Raw genomic sequence first — 16,342 nt, 5'->3', positions numbered from 1 at the left:
TGCAATTATGGGTTTTATTCGCGATATACTCACTCTCGTATACCGCGATTATCTTTACCGCTTTATCACGCCGAATGGCGCTGTACCGAGGGAGCCTTTTTCATGTTGGACTTTTGGGCGAATCGTTTTGCACAAATCGAATGGGATATCAGCCCATTGCAGTGCCTGAGTCTGTTGCTACTGGCGCTGTGGATTTATGCAATTTGGCCTAAGGAGGAGCTACAGCAAGTACTGAAGGACAAAGGCTTACAATGGCGGTTGTTATTGACCCTGATTGCGGTAAATACCCTGTGGTTGCTTAATGCCAGTATTCAAGTGGGATTGCATTTACACTTCTTAGGCATAGTTACTTGCCTACTGATGTTTGGTTGGCGTTTAGCCACGGTTGCCTTGCTGCTACCGAGCGCATTTTTCAGTATGTTTGTGTTAAAGCAGCCCGCCGAGTTTGGGGCTTTTAGCTTATTTGCTATCGCTATTCCGCTGTTCTGTGCCTTTATTCTCTACAGCCGTAGTTATCATTTGTTTCCTAAGCATATTTTTGTGTTTATTTTTGTCGGCGCCTTTATTAACGCTGGGCTGTCGACGGTATTTCATCAATTTAGTTGGGCGTTCTGGCTGTGGTGGTCAATGGATTATGACTGGGGCGTGTTAATTGATAACTATCTGATGTTAATCCCGCTATTGGCGTTCCCCGAAGCGCTGCTCAATGGCATGGCGGTGACGCTTTTGGTGGTGTACCAACCCCAGTGGTTGTTTGACTATTCCGATCGCGAATATCTTTGGCGTAAATAAATGTGGCGTAATTAAAGAAAGGCGCAAATAAGCGTGGTGCTAGTAAAGCTAGGCGTAAATAAAAAGCGCACCATAGGGCGCGCATTTCATTTAGGCAAAGCGTTGATCTAAGTAATTAATAATTTCTTTCGACTCATACAGCCATTGTACTTGGCCATTTTCTTCGATGCGTAAACAAGGAACCTGTTGTTTACCGCCCTGAGCGATCAGCTCATCTTTGTGCGGAGATTGTTTTGCATCAACCGTTTGAATATTCAGTCCTTGACGACGCATAGCGCGGCGCACTTTAACGCAGAAAGGGCAGGCATTGTATTGATATAAGGCCAGCGCTTCGGTCTGGGCGTCAATCTGTTGTTGTTCTGCCTGTGGGCGTTTGCGCTTCTTTGGGGTGAACACAAAGTTCAGTAACAAAATGATCCGACCTAAAATCCAGCGAATAATAAACATAATTACCTCGAATAAAGTGTGTTAGCGCGCCGCAGTATGGGTGGTGCGAAATGGTATTTCGTTGTCGAAAAGACTTGGCGAAATGTGATCCGCTCGCATAAAGCCGCAGAGTGTAACCTAAGGGATGCGTGAGGCCAAGCACTTGAGACTGAGGCTGTTAGCCGACTTTAGTTACAAAAACGCCCAGTGAGGACTGGGCGTTTTATTATCCATGTTTTGGTGTTGGTGAGTATTTAGTTTGCGTCGATACTCATATTCACCTGCGCCGCATCTTGGCTCAGGGTCACTCGGCTCTCGAGTAGGAAAATCCGCTCTGGCGCGATCCCTTTACTGTCGACAAGATAGGCTTTAACCGATTTAGCCCGCTCTTGGGCTAAATCGCCTAACATGCCAGGGCTAACTGTTTGCGCTTTTACCGTGAGGTTATACAGCGCAATATGCCAACGGGTGGTGAGTTCCTCTTTGCTTAGTGGCGTATCTTTGGTCTCAGCAACAATAGTGTCTTTCACATCATCCGGATTGGTTTTGACTTCCTGCTCATACAGTTTGACCAGCGCATCGGCCAGAGGGCCTTCGGTTGGGAATTGGCTCGGGCTGAGATCTGCGGGTAATTCCGTCAGTGGCAGATTGGCTAGTGTGGCCAGCTTGCGTTTCATCATGCGCTCGGCAATCGCTTGGCTATCCTTGACGGCATCGACGCTGCCTTCGAGGCTCAATTTAAGCATTGGGCGATCGTCTAAGCCTTTAGCTAGTTTATCTAAGCTTTCCTGCTCAGTTGGGCTGAGTACAAATTGCCCTGGGTTGAAGGGGATTTTATCCAAGGTTTCATCGGAGCCTACCAGACCCGCAAGGAAAGAGAAGGGCGCCGTCACGGCCTTAGTGATCACATTGGTGATGGCCGTCATGATAATACCGCCGACACTAAAGCTGGGTGAGTCTAAGTCGCCGGAGACTTCCATCCCAAGGTCAATCACGCCGTGGCGGTCCTGCAACAGAGCAATCGCTAAGGTCACGGGCAAACTGGTGGCTAAGTCACTGTTGCTGCGTTTACCCAGCTTGAGCTGATCAATCACTAAGTGGTTGCTGCCCTTGAGTTGGTTTTGTTCCAGTTTGTAGTTGAGCGCTAAGGACAATTGCCCCTTATCGATGTAATAGCCTGCATAGGTGCCTGAATAAGGATTCACAGAGGTCAGCTCGACACTCTTAAACACTAGGTCTAAGTTAAGATAAGGCTTATCCAGCAGTGGGTTAATATCCCCTTTTAGGGTCACTGGCGCATAACGATCGATTTTCCCTTTAATATCGACCGATGCTGTCGTGCCGGGTTTGGAGGATAAGTGACTGATATTGCCTTCAAGCTGCTCAATGCCAGAGGCAAAGTTAGGCGTGAGGGAGTTATCGGCGAAAAATGCCGAGCCTTGGTTAAAGCTGATTTTCTGAATATCTAAGCTTAACTCGGGCTGCTTAGTCGTTGCATCGGGGCTGCTCTGAGGCTTGGCCTCTGTCTTAGCCGTTGTCGCAGTCGTCTTAGGGACGTCTGTCGCAGGCGTTTCCACAATCAGATTACTAATATTGGTCGTGCGATCCTTAGCGATAACCACCTTAGCGTAGGGCTGATTAAAGCTTAGATGGTCGATATTAATTTTATTCATCTGCTGGTCGAAATCGAGCTGATTAATATGCATTTTTTGCCATTTAACCAAGGGGGCTTTACGAATGTTGTCGAGGATACTCAAATCATCCAGCTCAACACTGCCTTGATAAATTGCTTTGCCTTTGCCGTCGGCATTTAGCTTGCCATCACTGCTGAATAGGCCACTGCTGAGCTGCATATTCACATAGGGCGCAAGGTAGGGTTGGAATTGGGCTAAGGCGAGCTGCTGGACTTTAAGGTCGGCGTTAATTGACTCATTAGGCACATCGACTTGCCCCTTGGAGATAAAGCGTCCTTTATCATTTAGAGCAAAGGAAAGCTCGTATTCGATTGGCGCCTTTAAATCGCTCACTATGGCTTGTGTTGCAAAATTAAGGGGATAGACACGCCATTGCTGCGCGGTTTGGGTAAGTTTATGTTCCGCAAGTTGAATATCGTAGTTTTCAATACTCAGGCCGCCCAGTGTCACTAACCAGGCATCTTGCTGTTCAGTCGCGCTCGTATCTGAGGCCGCTTGTGAAGCCGATGCGGCTGACGTGTTCGTTTCAGCTGATGTGTTCGGCACTGCGGTATCTGTGCTGGCAGCCATAGATTTTGGCATTAACAGCTGTGCTAAATCGATGCCTTGTTCGTCCAACTTGGCTTTAAGGCTTAAACCTTCACTGTGGATTTGCTTAATGTCGACGCGCTGCTTGGCGAGGTTGAGGTTAATTCCATCAATCGCCAGCAAGGGTAAGGCGATAACGGACTGGTCGCCATTGAGTAAATCAACTTTCTCTACAATCACTTGGCCGCGTTCGACCGTGAGTTGTACGTTTCCATCGACTGGCAACTCAACTTGGTAATGACTGCTGATACTGAGTTCACCCGCCGCCAGTTTTACCTTGAATTGCTCGGCTACAAATTGCCAGAGTGGGGCGAGTTGCAGTTTGGCGAGCTGTGCATCCCCGACAAGCTTAAAGGGGAAAAGTTGGAATTGTCCGGCAAGGCTGACTTCGCCCGCATGGGCATCCTGTAGCTGGGCGACAAATTGGTTGTGCAGAATGCTCGGAGGATTCGATGCTGAGTTGGCCTGAGTTGTATCCGTAGCTGGCTTATCCTGAGATGTCGTCGCTTGGCCTTTTACAGGGCTTGCAGGATTAGCCATCATCAAATACTCAGTATCTAACTGACTGAGTTTGAAGTTGATATTGGGGTAATCAACCAAGGCTTGGGTGATTTGATCATCAAATTTGACCTTACCCGCCGTTAAGCTGAATTCACCTAATATCACTCGCGGTGGGTGGGTACTTTCTGTAGCTGTTTCAGGCTCACTCGGCGTTTTCGCCTGATTGAGGGTGGTAATAATATCGTCGAAGTTAAACTGGGTTTTCCCTTGGGTTTGAAACCGACTGATATTGGCGAAGGGACCTTGCAGCTGGATATGGTCAATCACCACGGCTTGATTAAACACCGACCGCCAAAAGTTGACTTCAAATTGCAGCTGAGATAATCCTGCAAAGGCTTGATTATCTTTCTCTTTAACTTCGAACTGTTCGATATTGACTTGGAAGGTAAAAGGATTGACCCGCATATCCTGCAGTGTCACAGGACGGCTCAACACTTCTGCAAGCTTCTCTGGGGCGAAAGACACTACGGCCTTGGGGAGTACCAGTCCAAGGATAATCAGGTAACTTAAGTAGATTATCGTTAAATAGGCGAGAATTCGTTGGTATCGAGGACGGCTAAAGAACGCCAGTTTTAACCGTGATAGCTGAGTCAACATAGTGAGATTAAGGCTCCAATACGCACGCAGGCGCGAAATCTATCAATAAATGCGACTATTCTAGCGAATAATGCTCAGGTGTACATGAGTTGTTTTTAGTTTTTCCAATTAAATCTGAGCATTACCTTATGGTAACGAGTTTGAACGTCAAGCAATATTAAACAATAACCCTCTGTTTACAGCAGTAACGTTTCTGCCAATCAAACGCAATTAGATGCAGTCGAAACGGCTTAGGCTGAGAGGTAACTAATTGCGGCGATAATGGCGCCCTGTGGATCTTTTATCCAACAAAAACGACCCACTTTAGGAATATCCTCTGGGCCGAAGAGAATATCACCGCCGAGTTTTTTCGCATTAATGGCGACCAAATCGACGTCGGCCACTGTGACGTACCCTGTCCAATGTGAAGGCAAGGCTGGGATCAGATTATCGGTAATTCCACCAATACCTACGCCGTGATTTTCAATGAGATGATACTGACCATGGGGCATTTTGACCGTTCTAAACTGCCAACCAAACACTTCGCCATAAAAGCGCATGGCTTCTTCGGTATCGTGGGTCGTGAGTTCATGCCAACCTAAAGCACCAGCGGTATTAAATGCAGAGTCCATAAGCACATCCCTTATGTTTACGTGATTGAGCAAGGTTGTGGAGTTTTTGTCCCCTTGAGTGTAGACGATGCTTTTCAATAATTCCTAAGCGCGTTGAGAAATGTGCAATTATTTCTCCTTAAAATCATTAAACTAAGTTAATGTTAATTAATGAAATAACCTCATTGACTCCACTCGCCGTTAGCGATGTTCGGCCAGCCTGGCTAGTGCTTGAGTTAGCTGGGTTTGCGCGTTGTTTTATCGGTATTTGGCTACGTTTTCATCCTTTTTCTGCATTAGACCTGCATCCCCTTCACTTGCTAAACTAGCGCCATTTGCAATCGCATCGATAGCTTAAGAGGGGAGTAAGATTGAATAAGAGTTTAGTGACAAATGTGCTAGCGGCCATTTGCGTTGCATTGGGATACGCATTGAGCCAACCCATTTTGTTTAATGTTGGTTTATTTGCTTTATCTGGCGCCATTACTAACTGGCTTGCGGTGTATATGCTGTTTGAGAAGGTTCCAGGTTTGTACGGTTCGGGCGTCGTGCCATCGCGTTTTGAAGAGTTCAAAGCGGGGATTGCACATCTTATGATGAAACAGTTCTTCACCACTGAGAATATTGACCGTTTTCTATCGGAAAAAGAAGGAATTAGCCAAATCGATTTAGCCCCTGTGATTGATAAAGTGGACTTAGCGCCATCCTTCGATGCTTTAGTTAACACTGTGGCTCAATCTTCCTTCGGCGGCATGTTATCCATGTTTGGCGGCACTGAGGCGTTAATGCCGTTAAAGGAACCCTTTATCGAGAAGATGAAAGCCTCTTTGGTGGAAATGTCCGAGAGTGAACAGTTCCGCAACCTATTGAAACAAGAGATTGAGCAGCCGAATGTGATGGCCGATCTGCAAACGAAGATCGCCAATATCGTTGAACAACGCTTGAATGAATTAACGCCGCAAATGGTTAAGCAAATTGTGCAGGAGATGATCCAGACACATTTAGGTTGGCTCGTAGTGTGGGGCGGGGTATTTGGTGGCGCTATCGGACTTGTCGCCGCCTTAGTACAAGGTTAATCTGGCAATAGCCAGCATACTAAAGGGAGCATTGGCTCCCTTTTTGTTTGATTAATCATGAGCAGGGAAGATTATGGAGCATCACAGCATTAATTATTTAGAAATTCCCACCACAGATATTGGTCGCTCGAAGGCCTTTTTTAATACGGTATTTGGTTGGCGCTTTGAGGATTACGGCCCGCAATATAGCTGTTTTATTGATGCGGGGATCACGGGAGGTTTTTATCAAGCAGAGGTAAGTTTTAACCTCGAAAAAGGTTGTCCGTTGATCGTGTTGTACAGCAAGGATTTAGAACAGACACAAGCGGCGGTGAAGGCGGCGGGCGGCGCTATCAGTACAGATATTTTCAGCTTTCCCGGTGGACGGCGTTTCCATTTTATTGAGCCAGCTGGCAACGAATATGCGGTCTGGTCAGAGTAATCTGCTCGAACATCCCTGTGTGCGAAATTGCTGCCTCGATCAGCAAGATATCTGTATGGGCTGCTTTAGGCATTTGGATGAGATCTTAGCCTGGCGCACCATGACACAGGCGCAGCGCGAGGATTGTTACTTAAGAATGGCTGAGCGTAAGGTTGCATTCGAGGAAAAACGTAGCGCTAACCGTTAGCTAAGTGACTTAGATCTGCAAGAGGTAAGAGATGAGAAAAATGCGGCGCCCAGCAAATACAATTGTGTAAAGCTAAAGCGCCGCTGGACTCTCGTTAAACGGGGTCGACCACAATATGCTCAAGTTCGATAGCCACAACGGCATGTAACGCATCCATGGTTGCGCCCACTAAACTGATTTTCCCCTGTGATGACTCGACTAGCACCGCGCGGCGGATCTCGCCAAAATCACGGTTATGTCGAGTCAGATTCGATAAGGCCATCTGCATTGGCAGCATGGAAGGGTTAAACGCCGCGTTTTCAGCGTAACGACCACAATAGGTTGCGCCATCCGCTGTTTCTAATACGACGGCCGCGTAACTTTGGGTATAAGGCGCGTAGCTTAAACCCGCATGATCTAACGCCTCAATCACCATCGGATCGCTGCTATCGAGGGCAAATTCGGTTTCCTGCTTGACCAGCAAGGGCGACTGCACATTTAAGTCCTTCGGCCCAAACGCGTAGGGCAGGTAATAGGACAGTAAATGGTTGTCTTGCGATGGCAAATGGATCTTGATTTGGCCACCCTCGACCAGTTCGTTCATAAACTGACGGCAATGACCACAGGGGCTGGCATTGACTATCATGTCGACAATTTGGCTCTCGCCACTTAACCAAGCGTGACTGATGGCGCTTTGCTCCGCATGCACAGAGTGAAACAGGGCCTCGCCGGGCAGTTCAAGGTTGGCGCCCATATAGATATCGCCACTTTTCCCTTTGGCAATCGCGCCGACATAAAACTCGCTAATAGGCGGTTTCGCCAAGGCGGCGGCAATAGGCAGCAGCGCCAGTAATACTTCGGCTTCGGTCATTTTGCTGCTTTGGACTAACTCTGCCAGTTGCTGTGCATCAATATGTCCCGCAAAGTTTTGATGTAATAGGGGAATTAATGCGTCAGCCAATGGTGTTGGCAGCTGGGTTATGCTTTTGATAAATCTATCTTGCATTTCCCGACTCCTTGTTTGTTAAGTTCATGGAAGAACATTCTAGTAATTTTGTTACGGTATAAATGCGAGTTAGTTCGCGTTTATACCTCAATTTAACGCCAGATAAGTGACAACTGAAAGAAGTTATCAATGTCTGGCGTTAAATAACTGTCTTATCTGATAGAACTCTCTGCTTAGCGATTCGCTATCGGTGTTGTAGAGTCCGCGTAGCTTTAGAGCCCGCGTAGGTAGTGACACAGGGCCGCGAGTAACTTCTGTTTGTGTTCATCACCCTCGGTATCTTGCAGCAGATTTTCAAGTTTGAGTAAATAATCCTGATCGCTCAAACGTTGTTGGCAGAAGCTGCGCCAACGCTGGGCTTCTTGATCATTCAGCAGCTCAGGGTAGTTACGTGCTCGGTAGCGAAACAGCATCTCGGGAATACGTCCATCATCAAACTGCAGATCCAGCGCCGCTAAATTTTGTGGCAAGGTATGGCGAATGATCTCCATCTTGGCTTTATCGGCGGGGCTGAAAAAACCTCCCGAATACAGCATTAAGTCAGGATCTGTGGTTGTGACTTCGCCTTCATGCTCAAAGAGTTGGGCCAGTTTTTCCCGCAATTCTGGGTGAGCCTTTAAGCGTTTGTATTGCTCTCTGGCAAAGGCTTTATCGATATTGAGTCTTTCTGCTTGGGCATCATCCAAAATCTTGGCCGAGGTAATAAAAGGGCATTTGTTAAGATGAACTTGTTTGACCGGGATAGGTAACTCATCCGCGGCAAGCTCGGCTCTCGGCGTATACATGCGAGTTTTTATTTGCTCGACATCTAACTCAAACAGCGGGCTTAAATCCATGGCTAAGTTAACGCAAATAATGGCGTTTTTGTTGCTTGAATGGTGGGCTACGGGGGCAATCAGCGTCGTACAGCCCTGCAGCGAACTGATTTTGGAACTCACATGGGCAAGCGGCTGCATATTCAATACATCGATTTGGGCACTCACGGCCTGTTTACGGCGTAGCTCGAAATAGTATTGATATAACTTGGGTTGCTTTTCTTTAATCAGCTTGGCCATAGCGATGGTGGCGTACACATCAGACATGGCATCGTGGGCTTTTTCATGGCTCAAATCATTGGCTTGTGTCAGGTGCTCTAACTTAAAGCTGGGCGAGCCATCTTCTTTTAATGGCCAATGGATCCCTTCTGGTCTAAACGCATAGCAAGCTCTGACTAAATCGATGATATCCCAGCGTGTATTGCCATTTTGCCATTCGCGGGCATAGGGATCGATAAAGTTACGGTAGAAACCGTAGCGGGTGACTTCATCGTCAAAACGTAAGGAGTTATAGCCTGCCACGCAGGTATTCGGTTGGCTAAAGAGTGCATGAATACGCCCCATAAACTCGGTTTCAGGCAACCCCTTTAAATTGGCTAATTGTGGTGTGATCCCTGTGATTAAAATGGCTTCGGGCGAGGGGAGATAATCCGTTGATTGTTTACAGTAAAAAGTCTCGGGTTCACTGATGATATTGAGATCTAAGTCTGTGCGGATCCCGGCAAACTGGGCCGGTCTATCCTTGGCGGGATTGGCTCCGAAGGTTTCATAATCGTGCCAGAATATAGACTCTGTTTTATTGTGTTTTATATTCATTAAAAATGGTTCTCTATACTACTTAACACAATGTTTTAATTGGTTTATATGAGTTAGTTTGGTTTAAATCTATTTAATACGGTTTATTTTGTTGTGAGTGCATGTGAGTACACTACTGTGTACATATCACGCTCTGTGGCGTAATATTCAAAAATAATATGTACACAGGTATCTAAAATGTCTTTATCTGACACAAAGTTACGAGCAATTCTAGGCAAGCCATATACGGGAAAACCTGAGTTAGCAGACAGAGACGGCTTAAGCGTTAGAGTTACCCCAACAGGGACTATAACATGGCAGTATCGTTTTAGGTTTGAAAACAAGCCCGGTCGGTTAACACTTGGTCGGTATCCTGATTTAAAAATCGCGGATGCTCGAAAAGCTGTGCCTGAACTAAGGGGTTCTATCGCCAATAATATCGACCCACGCGTTTTTTGGAAACAACGCAATACCTACGAAGGCGCCGTAACGGTTAAAGAATGCTGTGAGAAGTTTTTGCAGGTGCGTGCAGACGGGTTAAAGAAGGGCACGATAGAAAGCTATAAATCATATTTTAGGGCCCATCTATGCGACGCATTTGCCGACCGCAAAGTTGAGAGTATTACCTTAGGCGAGTGGATCGATTTCTTTGATAAAAAAGCGGCGGTGAGTCGAGTCACTGCAGGGGCGATATTGCGGCACTTAAAAACGGTGCTTAACTGGGCGGTTCGTCGGCAAATGATATCGGTTGTTGATGTGTTGCAGCTGAGGGTGACTGATGTTGGCTCGCACTCTAAGGTAGGATCCCGGGTGCTAACCTTTAATGAGTGCGGCAAGATTTGGCGGGAACTGGATAAGCGACGGGCGACTAAGACAGTCGTTAACGTGATTAAGGCTTGTCTGTTGTCTGGGGCGCGGGTTTCAGAGATTTTAAAATCTAAGCGAGCGGACTTTGATTTAGAGGCAATGGTTTGGACTGTGCCGATTGAGTACAGCAAAACCAATATCCCGATAAGACGGCCTATTAGTGCGGCCTTGCTTGAGATCCTGCAGGAGCAATGGAGCCTGTATCGCTCGCCGTGGTGTTTCCCTGCTGCGGATTTATCTAAGCCGGCGAATATTGCTGCGGTAAATAAGTTGGTTAGGCATATTAAGGATAATGTTGGCATTCCTGAATGGCGGATCCACGATTTTAGACGGACGCTATCAACCAGAATGTCGGAGGCGGGAGTGTTGCCCCATGTCACCGAGAAGATGCTGGGGCACTTGTTGGGTGGGGTAATGGCTGTTTACAACAAGCATGATTGGCTTGAAGAACAGGCGGAAGCGTATGAGCAGTGGACCAGCAAGATCAAACTTGCGGCACTTGGGGATAGAAGTGTGGTGGTGTTAGAAAGGAGAGCTTAAGCGGCTTGCTTTTGTTGTTCGTCCCACTTGTCGAGTGAGTCTTTGGCGTAATGACGGCCGTTGTGGATTGGCTCAGGGAAACCTGCTTCTTTGCGCCATTTCCAAAGAGTTACCTTTGACTTGATTCGATAGCGCTCAAGCACTTCTTTGGTGGTCAAAAACAGTGGTTCGTTTGTTGCTTGCTGGTGGTTCATGATGGTTTACCTTCTTAGAATTAAATCTTTGTTTTTGGAACGACTGTTAGCATTACCAGTGTGTTTTTTTGCTTTCTGCATTTAGTGCATACAAAAATGCAATATTCAGTTCCAAAAATAACCTTTCCATTGGTATCGCCAGTTTTAAGACGAATAACCTGCTTTCGTTTTAATTTTTTAGCCTCCAAAAATGAATCGATAAGATTTGCCGCTCGGCCATAAAATCGTTCATTCCATCTTTGTATCGCGTGGTTGGTGATATGCAAAATAAATGAATTTAATCTTGCCATCATCAAGCAGCCTCATCATTACGGTGTTTTTCAAGATAGTTGTCACTCTTTGTTTAAATATTAAGCTGCATTTATTACGCCTTCTTCTGGTGCCTTATCTGGGTTGAGTGTTACAGCGCCAACCGCTTCACAATTTCTGATCTCTGTAGACCAACGCATCGGTTTTCTTTCCTTCGCCGCCTCAAGCACTTTCTTGCGCTTCGCTAAAATAGCGCCATCTTGCAGTGCATGACGTTGCCCTGGTGAGACAAAATTTAGCTGGCTGTGTTTATGCTCATCGTTGTACCAGGTTACAAACTTTTCCACCCATTCTCTTGCTGTTGCTAAGCAGCTAAAACCTGATGCCGGCCACTGTGGGCGGTATTTCAACGTTTTAAATAACGACTCTGAAAAGGGGTTGTCATTACTCACCCTCGGCCGACTTAATGATGCCGTAATACCAAGCTCTTCCAGCTTGGCTTTCATGGTCAGTGACTTCATCGGCGCCCCATTATCAGAATGCAGCACTAATGGCGTGTTAAAGCATTGCTCGCGTAACAGACAGCGTTGGATTAGCGCAGCGGCATATTCCCCACTTTCTTGCTCATGAACTTCGTAACCCACTATTTTTCTACTGTAAATATCTTCAAACAGGTACAAATAGTAGAACTGGCCTTTGACGATTGAGGCTAAATAAGTGATGTCCCATGACCACACTTGATTCGGCCCATCTGCCCGATAACTCAACGGTTTGCTTCGATTGACCGCAGCCTGAGTGCGGCCACGATGGTTAAGTTGACCATGAGCATTTAACACTCTGTAGAAGCTGGATTCCGAGGCGATATAAATCCCGTTATCTAATAATGTTGGCACAATTTGCGACGGGGGTAAGCTGGCGTACTCCGTTTGATTACACACGCTTAATATCTGTTGTCGCTCATGTTCTTCGAGTTTATTGGCCGGCTCTGGTCGAGCTGCTGTCGGCCTTAAATCAGCTTGTACTTGACCTTCTCGATACCAACGTCGATAGGTACGCTTACTGAGGCCCGTTTCTGCACAAGCCTTATAAAGGCGAGCACCATTGGTATAGGCCTCTTGGATTAAGGCAATCAATGCTATGCGCTCAGGCAAAGGGGTTAGCTCTCCTCGCTGTCGTCCCCCCAGAGCGCATTGAGCTTTTTTCTGAGCACCAGTAACGCAGCAGCTTCAGCCAGCGCTTTCTCCTTATAGCGCAATTCCCGTTGCAGCGATTTGATTTCGGCTTTGTCAGCCTTAGCCTGCTGTTTAATGGTTTTAGTTTGTACTTCTGAGGTTTGAAAACCAGCTAAACAATCCTGTTTCCACTGCTGTACTTGCTCGCGGAACAAGCCCTTTTCACGGCAATACTGGTTTATCTCCGCTTCCGACAGCGGCGCTGTTTCAATAATCACGGCAAGTTTTGCTTCAGCCGACCAATCATCGGCTGTTAATGTTTTACCTGGCACGGGGCGACCTTCTTTTCTGGCAATATCTCGCCAATGATACAAGGTTTGCACCGCGATGCCTTCTTCCCGAGCGACCTCTGCGACCGTTAAGTTGTGAGGAGGTAATAATTTTTTAAGGATCGCCTCTTTACGTTCTGGTGAATACCGAGCCATATCGTTCTCTTTTGCCGCACCCTGTCTTTAAACATAATGATTATTTAGGGGTGACAACAATCCTGACACAGGGGGATTAGGTAATGGCTTAAATTCAACTTCGGCTTCTCTAACTACTGGCTTGCTTCCAGTATAAAAATTATGAATCCAAATAAGTGATTCGTATTTTGCTATAACTTTGCACATACACCAATTTAGAGCACCTTTCCTTTTGTAAAGGCAGGATTTACCTGTTTCAGGAATATATTCATCCATCATGCAACTCCCTTGTTACTTACCAAACCTTGTATTTTAAGCCTTTCAATCACTGCTTGTTCGCGGACTTGTGTGGTCGATAAATCGTATTTAGGGCGCTGGCTGAGAATAGACACTTGATCCTTAAGTTCTGCAACTTCTGCTTTAAGCTGCTCGTTTTCTTCGGTAAGCAAATTCATACGATCATTTAGAGTCATGCTGCACCTGCCTTTTCGATTAAATGCAAATCGCTATCTAATAGCTCGCACCAAATAACTCCGGCCTCACCATTAAGCTCGAACTGGTGCCAATTACCTTGTTTTCCGACGTAGATAATTTTTTCGCGCCCACCTTTGAACTGGTACATTTCACCGATAGTCAGAGTCATAACTCACCACCCTTATCCCGCTGCAATTGCCATAATGTTTCATTGAAATTATCAAAGTCAGTGCAAGCCGGATCATATGGGTTTGTTACTTTAGGTAAGTTTTCAAACATGAGCTTTGCTAATTCTTGAGCAGTGTCATATTCAAAAACAAAACCACCCTCTTGCCACTTCCACTTGCACACTTTTGTTGCTTTAGCAGTCATCATGCACACTCCTTAAACAACCTTCGTTTTCATCTTCTATCCACTCACCAGAGTCGAGTAACTCCTTAGTACACTGACTACAAATCTGGCGGGTATCTCCCTCATGCTCGATATACGTTGGCCTGTGCTGCTCACAAAAATAACCTTCGCAGCTGATCTCAGATTTTCCATGCATGCCGCCACATGCATAAGCAAGACCTCGGTCGATTTGATTATGGCAACCTGGGTGATCACAGGTTGCTGTAAAGGCATAGCCTATTGGCCTGCCTTTGCTGTCTGTACCACAGTTAGCCCATCCCATCACTCACCATCCTTAGCCGCTTGGCTACTTGTTCCCATGCTGCACTTGATTATTTTTCCTGTTTCAGCATTAAAAGATGGAGCAATACTTCTACCCATGCCTGAACCAGAAACGACGTAAAGCACGTTGTCGTGACACTCATACCCTGTGCCGACGCGCTTACCGTTTACAACAGGTGAGCTGTTATGTTCACACTTAGCAACAAACACCGCGAAACCTATGAATAGTGCAAAGAAGAAAAGAGCCTTGATTATGTTTTTAAGCAGATCCATCACTTACCTTCCTTCTTCAATTCTTCGGCGAGTTGTTTCATAAACTGTTGGCAGCTGCCTGCTTGTTTTCGTGGCAGGGCGTACCACTGCTTAAGCGCTTCGCGGATTGCGGTTGATTGCTTCATTTTTGACTCCAGTTTGGCGTGTAATCTGGCAACGGTAGCCAACCTACTGGGTTTTGTTCGTAGTCGTTTTCAAAGTAGATATCATCACCGTCGCCATCGTTGCAGTTGAGCGAGGCAATAACCCAGCATTCCTCAAGTGCGTTCCAGTGCGCCATCTGTAAAAAACCTAGGCCAGTATCTATAAGTATTTGCTGATTCTTTGGTGCTGTTTCCATCTGGTTGAGTTTGTTCATGCTGCCTCCCGTTTGCGCTTAGTGGTCGCCATTTTTATACGGGCTAACAGCAATACGGTTTCTTTAGCTTCTGGTAGCGCACGGCCTAAACCCATCTTATTGACGATGGCATGCTCTGCTGTGGTGACTAACATCAGGTTGCTAATGTCGCAGTTGGTGCGGTCGTTATCGATAAACCAGATCTTGTGATCTGCTGGCACTTTGCCGTGGTGTTTTTCCCACTCGAGAATATGTTTTAGGCGCCATGTTCTTGGCTCTGCCACTTTAACCATGACAAAACCATCTTTATTGTCGATTCGCTCAGAACCTACAGGCCGATGGTTTTGCGGGATAATGCCTTTTTTAAACTGGGTAGATGTTGAATTTCCGCCAGCCTGCCAGCCTTTCATCCCTGCATTCCACGTTTTTTGCCCTTTTACAAATCTGCCTGTTCGACCTGATTTAATTCCGTGATTTTTTGTGAGCGCGCGGATTTGACTAACTGTTTTTTCGGTACCGAAAAATTGATTAAATTCGACAGTAATTTGTTCAATAGTCAATGACTTATATTTTAGCTTTACCCAGTCAAATTGTTCTTTGGTGAAGCAGCGTAACTTACCTTTTGTTAGCTCGCCTTGCTTGCGGCCACAGGTGATTTTGTGGTTTTCGCATGCGCCTTTAATTTGCTGAATAGTTTTGTCTAAGCCAAAAGCAAAATTGAATAACCTTGTCGTTTCGGCTAGCGATTTTTCAGGGAAAGTCACCCGTAAAAAATCGAGCATTGCTGCCGTGTAGATAAACCTAGCCATTTTTGTTCTCCAGCATTTCAGGCAGTTTGCGGCCAATGGTTAACTCATTAGCTGCTAATTGGGCATCGAGCGCGAGTCGAGCGTTGGCGATAATTTGGCTTGAAATCTGCGTGACAGATTTAGAACGGTCGATCTCTTCACGCAGGTTTTCGCCTTTCAAATCTTCATCAGATAGGCGTTCTAACTGGGCGAATAAGTGATTATTTAGATCAATCAAAGTGTTTTTCATGCTGACTCCTTGGTGCGTTCAACAGCCCACCACGCAACAGGGCCATCTTCGGTGTCGTGAATAGACAACAGAATGGCATTTTCGCTAGGTGATTCTGGAACCCACTCACCAAATCCAGCGTCACCATCTTCGAAGTAATGAACCCAAGCAGGGTGATCTTCCGTGATTTCACAATCCATCCTGCTAATCACTAGCTTAAAATCCATTTCTTCTTGCCACTTCGAAATCACTTCCTTAGAAACGCATTCGGCTCCGTCAAAATATGGAAGTTGTGAGTGCTGATAATCACCGTATTCATCACGTTGTACTGGTTCAATATTGAATTTCATGCTGCATTCTCCCGCGCGATTTGTTCTTCGATATCGAGCTGTTGCGCTGGTGCTAGCTCAATGGTTTTTTGCTCTGGCATTAATGGAATATCGATCGAGCCTTTTACCTCGTTACCAAACACATCCCAACCTTTGGTTTTGGTTCTGGCGAACATTTCAAGGCGCGGAACGTCACCCATGAGTTCGACGCATTTATCGCGAAACTC

General features: G+C 46.2%; 25 protein-coding genes. 5 read left to right on the top strand and 20 right to left on the bottom strand.

Features of this window, described 5'->3' with window-relative positions; genetic code table 11:
* Positions 1-102: 102 nt before the first annotated feature.
* On the top strand, positions 103-792 hold the full coding sequence (locus tag B5P39_RS22825) for an energy-coupling factor ABC transporter permease (protein ID WP_088213044.1): 690 nt from the start codon (positions 103-105) through the stop codon (positions 790-792).
* A gap of 90 nt (positions 793-882) precedes the next feature.
* Here the strand turns inward: B5P39_RS22825 and B5P39_RS22820 are convergent, their stop codons facing one another.
* From B5P39_RS22820 to B5P39_RS22810, 3 genes are all read right to left on the bottom strand, one after another.
* The gene (locus tag B5P39_RS22820; protein WP_088213043.1) at positions 883-1,239 is read right to left on the bottom strand and encodes a glutaredoxin family protein; all 357 of its coding nucleotides are present in this window, start codon (positions 1,237-1,239) and stop codon (positions 883-885) included.
* A gap of 233 nt (positions 1,240-1,472) precedes the next feature.
* On the bottom strand, positions 1,473-4,658 hold the full coding sequence (locus tag B5P39_RS22815; RefSeq protein ID WP_088213042.1) for a DUF748 domain-containing protein: 3,186 nt from the start codon (positions 4,656-4,658) through the stop codon (positions 1,473-1,475).
* A 230-nt stretch (positions 4,659-4,888) separates the two neighbouring features.
* Positions 4,889-5,269, bottom strand: a complete 381-nt coding sequence (locus B5P39_RS22810; RefSeq protein ID WP_088213041.1) for a VOC family protein — start codon at positions 5,267-5,269, stop codon at positions 4,889-4,891.
* A gap of 350 nt (positions 5,270-5,619) precedes the next feature.
* Here B5P39_RS22810 and B5P39_RS22805 point away from each other — a divergent pair, with 350 nt between their 5' ends.
* The 3 genes from B5P39_RS22805 to B5P39_RS22795 all read left to right on the top strand — a co-directional run bounded on the left by B5P39_RS22805 (position 5,620) and on the right by B5P39_RS22795 (position 6,932).
* Complete coding sequence (locus B5P39_RS22805) at positions 5,620-6,324, top strand: DUF445 domain-containing protein (RefSeq protein WP_011717477.1); 705 nt, start codon at positions 5,620-5,622, stop codon at positions 6,322-6,324.
* A 73-nt stretch (positions 6,325-6,397) separates the two neighbouring features.
* Positions 6,398-6,745 (top strand): VOC family protein, encoded by a 348-nt coding sequence (locus B5P39_RS22800; RefSeq protein WP_088213040.1) that lies wholly within the window; start codon positions 6,398-6,400, stop codon positions 6,743-6,745.
* Entirely contained in the window at positions 6,726-6,932 is a 207-nt protein-coding gene (locus B5P39_RS22795) for a DUF1289 domain-containing protein (RefSeq protein ID WP_088213039.1), read from the top strand. Before B5P39_RS22800 ends, B5P39_RS22795 begins: the two co-directional genes overlap by 20 nt.
* Positions 6,933-7,026: 94 nt before the next feature.
* On the opposite strand, the gene cdd is transcribed toward B5P39_RS22795, so the two are convergent.
* Both cdd and sbcB read right to left on the bottom strand, forming a co-directional pair.
* A complete protein-coding gene (cdd, locus tag B5P39_RS22790; protein ID WP_088213038.1) occupies positions 7,027-7,917 on the bottom strand; it encodes a cytidine deaminase in 891 nt (296 codons plus the stop codon).
* A 212-nt stretch (positions 7,918-8,129) separates the two neighbouring features.
* Positions 8,130-9,548, bottom strand: a complete 1,419-nt coding sequence (gene sbcB, locus B5P39_RS22785) for an exodeoxyribonuclease I (RefSeq protein WP_088213037.1) — start codon at positions 9,546-9,548, stop codon at positions 8,130-8,132.
* Between the two features lie 177 nt (positions 9,549-9,725).
* On the opposite strand from sbcB, the gene B5P39_RS22780 reads away from it, so the two are divergent.
* Positions 9,726-10,934 carry a tyrosine-type recombinase/integrase gene (locus tag B5P39_RS22780; RefSeq protein ID WP_088213036.1) on the top strand — a complete coding sequence of 403 codons (1,209 nt, stop codon included), beginning with the start codon at positions 9,726-9,728 and terminating at the stop codon, positions 10,932-10,934.
* Here B5P39_RS22780 and B5P39_RS22775 read toward each other — a convergent pair.
* The 15 genes from B5P39_RS22775 to B5P39_RS24805 form a co-directional block, all read right to left on the bottom strand.
* Complete coding sequence (locus tag B5P39_RS22775; protein WP_088213035.1) at positions 10,931-11,128, bottom strand: helix-turn-helix transcriptional regulator; 198 nt, start codon at positions 11,126-11,128, stop codon at positions 10,931-10,933. The two genes, B5P39_RS22780 and B5P39_RS22775, sit on opposite strands and share 4 nt — an antisense overlap.
* 20 nt (positions 11,129-11,148) lie before the next feature.
* On the bottom strand, positions 11,149-11,421 hold the full coding sequence (locus tag B5P39_RS22770; protein ID WP_088213034.1) for a hypothetical protein: 273 nt from the start codon (positions 11,419-11,421) through the stop codon (positions 11,149-11,151).
* 57 nt (positions 11,422-11,478) lie between these two features.
* Positions 11,479-13,034 (bottom strand): IS3-like element ISSpu6 family transposase gene (locus B5P39_RS22765; RefSeq protein WP_086022278.1). Its coding sequence is split into 2 segments (ribosomal slippage): positions 11,479-12,572 and positions 12,572-13,034, totalling 1,557 coding nucleotides; the frame shifts between segments, so codons are not numbered across the junction.
* A 27-nt stretch (positions 13,035-13,061) separates the two neighbouring features.
* Positions 13,062-13,289 (bottom strand): hypothetical protein, encoded by a 228-nt coding sequence (locus tag B5P39_RS22760; RefSeq protein ID WP_088213033.1) that lies wholly within the window; start codon positions 13,287-13,289, stop codon positions 13,062-13,064.
* On the bottom strand, positions 13,289-13,486 hold the full coding sequence (locus B5P39_RS22755) for a hypothetical protein (protein WP_088213032.1): 198 nt from the start codon (positions 13,484-13,486) through the stop codon (positions 13,289-13,291). Before B5P39_RS22755 ends, B5P39_RS22760 begins: the two co-directional genes overlap by 1 nt.
* Entirely contained in the window at positions 13,483-13,656 is a 174-nt protein-coding gene (locus tag B5P39_RS24810; protein WP_176400024.1) for a hypothetical protein, read from the bottom strand. The genes B5P39_RS22755 and B5P39_RS24810 overlap by 4 nt, the downstream gene beginning before the upstream one ends.
* Positions 13,653-13,862, bottom strand: a complete 210-nt coding sequence (locus B5P39_RS22750) for a hypothetical protein (RefSeq protein WP_088213031.1) — start codon at positions 13,860-13,862, stop codon at positions 13,653-13,655. The genes B5P39_RS24810 and B5P39_RS22750 overlap by 4 nt, the downstream gene beginning before the upstream one ends.
* Positions 13,849-14,160: a hypothetical protein gene (locus tag B5P39_RS22745; RefSeq protein WP_088213030.1), complete on the bottom strand. Its 312-nt coding sequence runs from the start codon at positions 14,158-14,160 to the stop codon at positions 13,849-13,851. Before B5P39_RS22745 ends, B5P39_RS22750 begins: the two co-directional genes overlap by 14 nt.
* Positions 14,160-14,435, bottom strand: a complete 276-nt coding sequence (locus B5P39_RS22740; protein WP_140418350.1) for a hypothetical protein — start codon at positions 14,433-14,435, stop codon at positions 14,160-14,162. The genes B5P39_RS22745 and B5P39_RS22740 overlap by 1 nt, the downstream gene beginning before the upstream one ends.
* Complete coding sequence (locus B5P39_RS25085) at positions 14,432-14,557, bottom strand: hypothetical protein (protein ID WP_088213028.1); 126 nt, start codon at positions 14,555-14,557, stop codon at positions 14,432-14,434. Before B5P39_RS25085 ends, B5P39_RS22740 begins: the two co-directional genes overlap by 4 nt.
* Positions 14,554-14,790: a hypothetical protein gene (locus B5P39_RS22730; RefSeq protein ID WP_088213027.1), complete on the bottom strand. Its 237-nt coding sequence runs from the start codon at positions 14,788-14,790 to the stop codon at positions 14,554-14,556. The genes B5P39_RS25085 and B5P39_RS22730 overlap by 4 nt, the downstream gene beginning before the upstream one ends.
* A complete protein-coding gene (locus tag B5P39_RS22725; RefSeq protein WP_088213026.1) occupies positions 14,787-15,578 on the bottom strand; it encodes an HNH endonuclease signature motif containing protein in 792 nt (263 codons plus the stop codon). The genes B5P39_RS22730 and B5P39_RS22725 overlap by 4 nt, the downstream gene beginning before the upstream one ends.
* Complete coding sequence (locus B5P39_RS22720) at positions 15,571-15,807, bottom strand: hypothetical protein (protein ID WP_011789808.1); 237 nt, start codon at positions 15,805-15,807, stop codon at positions 15,571-15,573. The genes B5P39_RS22725 and B5P39_RS22720 overlap by 8 nt, the downstream gene beginning before the upstream one ends.
* Positions 15,804-16,136, bottom strand: a complete 333-nt coding sequence (locus tag B5P39_RS22715) for a hypothetical protein (protein WP_088213025.1) — start codon at positions 16,134-16,136, stop codon at positions 15,804-15,806. Before B5P39_RS22715 ends, B5P39_RS22720 begins: the two co-directional genes overlap by 4 nt.
* Positions 16,133-16,342, bottom strand: a 210-nt coding sequence (locus B5P39_RS24805; protein ID WP_441347620.1) for a hypothetical protein, incomplete at its 5' end; no start/stop codon positions are given. The genes B5P39_RS22715 and B5P39_RS24805, both read right to left, overlap by 4 nt.

It is taken from the genome of Shewanella sp. Shew256 (assembly GCF_002196695.1).
In the GTDB taxonomy this organism is placed as follows: domain Bacteria; phylum Pseudomonadota; class Gammaproteobacteria; order Enterobacterales; family Shewanellaceae; genus Shewanella; species Shewanella mangrovisoli.
Note: the sequence above shows the minus strand (reverse complement) of the source record. Positions and strands in the feature narration are given on the sequence as shown.

What these genes read in the sequence shown, in the direction of transcription:
- B5P39_RS22780 (WP_088213036.1), top strand. Translation starts at nt 9,726, where the DNA reads ATGTCTTTATCTGACACAAAGTTACGAGCAATTCTAGGCAAGCCATAT.
- B5P39_RS22815 (WP_088213042.1), bottom strand. Translation starts at nt 4,658, where the DNA reads ATGTTGACTCAGCTATCACGGTTAAAACTGGCGTTCTTTAGCCGTCCT.
- sbcB (WP_088213037.1), bottom strand. Translation starts at nt 9,548, where the DNA reads ATGAATATAAAACACAATAAAACAGAGTCTATATTCTGGCACGATTAT.
- B5P39_RS22825 (WP_088213044.1), top strand. Translation starts at nt 103, where the DNA reads ATGTTGGACTTTTGGGCGAATCGTTTTGCACAAATCGAATGGGATATC.
- B5P39_RS22745 (WP_088213030.1), bottom strand. Translation starts at nt 14,160, where the DNA reads ATGGGATGGGCTAACTGTGGTACAGACAGCAAAGGCAGGCCAATAGGC.
- B5P39_RS22795 (WP_088213039.1), top strand. Translation starts at nt 6,726, where the DNA reads ATGCGGTCTGGTCAGAGTAATCTGCTCGAACATCCCTGTGTGCGAAAT.
- B5P39_RS22715 (WP_088213025.1), bottom strand. Translation starts at nt 16,136, where the DNA reads ATGAAATTCAATATTGAACCAGTACAACGTGATGAATACGGTGATTAT.
- B5P39_RS22755 (WP_088213032.1), bottom strand. Translation starts at nt 13,486, where the DNA reads ATGACTCTAAATGATCGTATGAATTTGCTTACCGAAGAAAACGAGCAG.
- B5P39_RS22725 (WP_088213026.1), bottom strand. Translation starts at nt 15,578, where the DNA reads ATGGCTAGGTTTATCTACACGGCAGCAATGCTCGATTTTTTACGGGTG.
- B5P39_RS22730 (WP_088213027.1), bottom strand. Translation starts at nt 14,790, where the DNA reads ATGAACAAACTCAACCAGATGGAAACAGCACCAAAGAATCAGCAAATA.
- B5P39_RS22810 (WP_088213041.1), bottom strand. Translation starts at nt 5,269, where the DNA reads ATGGACTCTGCATTTAATACCGCTGGTGCTTTAGGTTGGCATGAACTC.
- B5P39_RS22775 (WP_088213035.1), bottom strand. Translation starts at nt 11,128, where the DNA reads ATGAACCACCAGCAAGCAACAAACGAACCACTGTTTTTGACCACCAAA.
- B5P39_RS22820 (WP_088213043.1), bottom strand. Translation starts at nt 1,239, where the DNA reads ATGTTTATTATTCGCTGGATTTTAGGTCGGATCATTTTGTTACTGAAC.
- B5P39_RS22770 (WP_088213034.1), bottom strand. Translation starts at nt 11,421, where the DNA reads ATGATGGCAAGATTAAATTCATTTATTTTGCATATCACCAACCACGCG.
- B5P39_RS22750 (WP_088213031.1), bottom strand. Translation starts at nt 13,862, where the DNA reads ATGATGACTGCTAAAGCAACAAAAGTGTGCAAGTGGAAGTGGCAAGAG.
- B5P39_RS22720 (WP_011789808.1), bottom strand. Translation starts at nt 15,807, where the DNA reads ATGAAAAACACTTTGATTGATCTAAATAATCACTTATTCGCCCAGTTA.
- B5P39_RS22800 (WP_088213040.1), top strand. Translation starts at nt 6,398, where the DNA reads ATGGAGCATCACAGCATTAATTATTTAGAAATTCCCACCACAGATATT.
- B5P39_RS25085 (WP_088213028.1), bottom strand. Translation starts at nt 14,557, where the DNA reads ATGAAGCAATCAACCGCAATCCGCGAAGCGCTTAAGCAGTGGTACGCC.
- B5P39_RS24810 (WP_176400024.1), bottom strand. Translation starts at nt 13,656, where the DNA reads ATGACTCTGACTATCGGTGAAATGTACCAGTTCAAAGGTGGGCGCGAA.
- cdd (WP_088213038.1), bottom strand. Translation starts at nt 7,917, where the DNA reads ATGCAAGATAGATTTATCAAAAGCATAACCCAGCTGCCAACACCATTG.
- B5P39_RS22760 (WP_088213033.1), bottom strand. Translation starts at nt 13,289, where the DNA reads ATGGATGAATATATTCCTGAAACAGGTAAATCCTGCCTTTACAAAAGG.